The 2,275-nt window shown below is 33.2% G+C and carries 4 protein-coding genes; all 4 read right to left on the bottom strand.

Annotated elements, in window-relative coordinates:
• Window positions 1–32: 32 nt before the first annotated feature.
• Window positions 33–584, bottom strand: a complete 552-nt coding sequence (locus B4W65_RS16940; RefSeq protein ID WP_088656343.1) for a helix-turn-helix domain-containing protein — start codon at window positions 582–584, stop codon at window positions 33–35.
• An 11-nt stretch (window positions 585–595) separates the two neighbouring features.
• A complete protein-coding gene (locus tag B4W65_RS16935) occupies window positions 596–937 on the bottom strand; it encodes a type II toxin-antitoxin system HigB family toxin (protein WP_088656342.1) in 342 nt (113 codons plus the stop codon).
• 265 nt (window positions 938–1,202) lie between these two features.
• The gene (locus B4W65_RS16930) at window positions 1,203–1,757 is read right to left on the bottom strand and encodes a hypothetical protein (RefSeq protein ID WP_088656341.1); all 555 of its coding nucleotides are present in this window, start codon (window positions 1,755–1,757) and stop codon (window positions 1,203–1,205) included.
• A gap of 10 nt (window positions 1,758–1,767) precedes the next feature.
• Window positions 1,768–2,208, bottom strand: a complete 441-nt coding sequence (locus B4W65_RS16925; RefSeq protein ID WP_088656340.1) for a GNAT family N-acetyltransferase — start codon at window positions 2,206–2,208, stop codon at window positions 1,768–1,770.
• Between the last annotated feature and the right edge of the window lie 67 nt (window positions 2,209–2,275).

Raw genomic sequence — 2,275 nt, 5'->3', positions numbered from 1 at the left:
GCCGTATACAGCTTTGTTATGCGCTTTTGCTTCTATGCTATTTCTGTTTTTCTCAATCTGAGTTTTGGTTTATTCAATTTATCAATGGACTCTTTGACTTTATCTCTTGTTTCAGATTGAAGATAAGTTGGGATTAATATTTTCAAACTTATCCCTAAAAGTCGATGGATTATTATCAAATCTTTCAAGGTGAATTGAGAAACACCATTTATTAATTCGCTCATATATGATTTTGGGTGACCCAGTATTTGTCCAAAATCCTGCTGAGTCAAATCAAATTCTTTGAGTTTTTTTCTGATGCTTTCTTTTCGTTTTTGTATGAATTTTTGCTCGTAATCAATGATTTCTTCTGCTTTGTCAGATTCTTCGATTTGGGAATCGGTTATGTTTTCAAAGTCTGACCATTTTTTATTTTCGTATTCTGCGATTAAGTCTCTTATCTTTTTTCGAATAGGTTTTAAGTCAGGGTTTTCTTTAATCATTAATCGCAATTTACGGTCAAGCAATGAAGCTTTTTGTAAATCATATTCATTTTCAATTCTTTCGATATTTTCAATTTCTTTTATGTCCTTAATTTCTTTCATCGTTCTTAGCTTTAAATCCAACCATTATTATTCAACCACTTTTTGATAACGTTTCGGTTGTTCTTGAAAGTCATTTCGTAATCATCGTGGTTTCCTGCCCAAACAATTGTTGCTTCTCCATTTTCTTCAAATTCAATTAGGATTAAAGTTCTGTGAATGTTGATATTGAAAAAATAGAATTCTCCGCCATAAACACAATCGGCGTCTGGTCTTTCTTGAGTCAAATCATGGGGTGTTTGCCAGTTGCTTTTCTCAATGTCGGAAATGAGCTGTTTAACTGCATTTACCAATTTTGAGTTTCCCTGATTTTTCTTAACCAGTTTGGCCAGAATGTGTTTGTTAGTAATTCTCAATTCGTTTGGGTTTAGTCATCTTACGTCAAAGATACGATTAAAGTTCGGAAATAGTAAGAACAATATGTGTTTTTTTCGTTGCAATTGCGCATNTAAGAACAATATGTGTTTTTTTCGTTGCAATTGCGCATAACGAGCACATGTATGAAATTGTTGGGGGCTTGCGAGCTTCGTTATTTTCTGCCGTTAGGAAACTTGCTACGTGAATTGGAGTTACCTATACACACATAACCCCCCAATATTTTATACATGATGTTACAGGGCGTTATTCTTTGTCTTCATATAATTCGATGGATTTCAAATAGTTCTCTGCTCCATTTTTAGTCATATCAAAATTAAATCCCGATAGTTCAGGGTGATAAGTTTCAATCCACTTTACCAATGTATCACGGCGACTTGACCATTGATATAAATCAAAATTTTTGTAATCCATTATTTCTATTGTGCAAATCTCTCCATCATCAAAAGACAATTTCTGGTTAGTAATCAATGGGTTATGCCTGAGAAATTCAAGTCTTTCAGAATAGGTGGTTACTGTAATATAAATGTCATTGTTTTTTTCTCGCAACTCTGATATTTTAATTTTAGGCTTAAAAACAGAATCCCATTGGAAAAATTCATAAAATTCCGAAGTCGTATATGTCTTACTGTAATCACCATCAATAATTGTCAAGCTATCGGATAAAAGCTCTTCAATTTCTAGGTACTCGCCATTTTCGTACACTTTAAAATACTTTTCTGTCAGTTCAATGTTGTCATGAAAGAAGCAAGATGTTAAAACTAAAGAAAACAGTATAATTAAAATTCGGACAATTCTCATGGTCAGGCCTTTATAATAATAAATCGCAATTTGATTCAACGCTATCAATAGATGCTCCTAGGCTTTTATAAAATTCAATCGCTGGTTTATTCCACTCTGATACTTGCCACTTTACCTTTTGGCAATTAGTTGTCTTCGCATATTCTATAACTTTGTTAATCAATTCTGTTCCAATACCATGACCACGGAATTCTTCTTTCACGTATAAATCATCCATGTAAAGGGATTTGCCAATCCACGTATAATAAGCAAAAAAGTGGGTTACATATCCAACTATTTCTTCAGAGTCATTTAGTGCTACAAATCCATTAAAAAATTCTTGCTCGACAGTCATTCTATCAACCGTATTAGTCATTTTCTCAAGAGTTTTCTCGAAAGTGGCAAACTCAGTGAATAACGAAATTAGCCCTGTAAAATCATCAGCTTTAATTTCTCTAATTGTAATGTTCATTATCTTCCGTACGGTTTTGTTTTTTTAATGCCCTGTAACGTTTGGCAATATAGTGCGTTGCGTCTTC

It is taken from the genome of Geofilum rhodophaeum (assembly GCF_002210225.1).
GTDB classification, from domain to species: domain Bacteria; phylum Bacteroidota; class Bacteroidia; order Bacteroidales; family Marinilabiliaceae; genus Geofilum; species Geofilum rhodophaeum.
The sequence above is the reverse complement of the archived record's forward strand: the minus strand, read 5'-3'. Positions and strand labels throughout refer to the sequence as shown.

What these genes read in the sequence shown, in the direction of transcription:
- B4W65_RS16940 (WP_088656343.1), bottom strand. Translation starts at nt 584, where the DNA reads ATGAAAGAAATTAAGGACATAAAAGAAATTGAAAATATCGAAAGAATT.
- B4W65_RS16925 (WP_088656340.1), bottom strand. Translation starts at nt 2,208, where the DNA reads ATGAACATTACAATTAGAGAAATTAAAGCTGATGATTTTACAGGGCTA.
- B4W65_RS16930 (WP_088656341.1), bottom strand. Translation starts at nt 1,757, where the DNA reads ATGAGAATTGTCCGAATTTTAATTATACTGTTTTCTTTAGTTTTAACA.